The sequence below is a fragment of the Mycolicibacterium llatzerense genome (assembly GCF_000878195.1).
In the GTDB taxonomy this organism is placed as follows: domain Bacteria; phylum Actinomycetota; class Actinomycetes; order Mycobacteriales; family Mycobacteriaceae; genus Mycobacterium; species Mycobacterium llatzerense.
Genome location: NZ_JXST01000096.1, coordinates 1 through 989, shown reverse-complemented (window position 1 = coordinate 989; position 989 = coordinate 1). Strand labels below are relative to the sequence as shown.

The 989-nt window shown below is 66.6% G+C and carries 1 protein-coding gene; it reads left to right on the top strand.

Features of this window, described 5'->3' with window-relative positions:
• Nucleotides 1-989, top strand: a 989-nt coding sequence (locus TL10_RS29330) for a DUF222 domain-containing protein (protein WP_043988454.1), incomplete at both ends; no start/stop codon positions are given.

Sequence of the window (989 nt, the reverse complement as noted above, 5' to 3'; positions counted from 1 at the left end):
GGAGATCGGGGCGAAGAACTGGGCGGACGTGCTGCGCATCCGGGACCGGCTCAGTGCCGAGGAGGCTCGCCGCCGAGTGAGGCACGCTGAGTTGTTGGCCTCGCGGCGGTCGCTGACTGGCGAGGTGTTGGCGCCGCTGCGGCCGTATGTCGCTGCTGCGGTCGCTGTGGGGGCGATCAATGCTGATCATGTTGATGTCATCGAATCGTTCTTCTTCGCCAAACTGCCCACCTGGGCCGGCCTGGACACCCTCGATGAATCTGAGCAGGCGCTGGTGGCCGCCGCCCGTCACCTCACCCCGGAAGGGTTGCGGTCGGTGGTCAAACGCAAGCTCTACGAGTTGGATCAGGATGGTCCCGAACCTGATGACCGCGACCCCGAACCGGACCGGGACCGTGCCCTGGTGCTATCGAGGCAGGCTGCCGATGGCAGCAGTGAGCTGCGGGGTCGGCTCACCCCGACAGCACGCGCGGTCTATGAAGCGTTGATGGTCAAGTACGCGGCCCCTGGCATGTGCAACCCTGCCGACGAACACCCCTGCACCTCGGGAACGCCCACCCAAGAGCAGATCGACAACGATCACCGCACCCTGGCTCAGCGCCAGCACGATGCCTGGGAAACGATGGGCCGGTTGCTCCTGAGCGCCGATTTGGGTGAGCACAACGGATTTCCGGTCACCATTGTGGCGACCTGCACGATCGAGCAGTTAGAAGACCGCGCCGGGGTCGCGCAGACTCACACCGGCAGCTCCCTGCCGGTCAAGGATCTGGTGAACCTGGCCGCGCAGGCCGGGGCGTCCTGCTATCTCACGGTCTTCGACAACCATGCCGACGTTCCGTTGTATTTGGGTCGGGCACGGCGCACCGCGACCACCGGTCAACGCCTGGCCCTGTTCGCCCGCGACAAAGGCTGCACCCGCCCCGACTGCACACGGCCCGCCGCCGACTGCCAAGCCCACCACGCCGTCACCGACTGGCGTCACGGCGGCC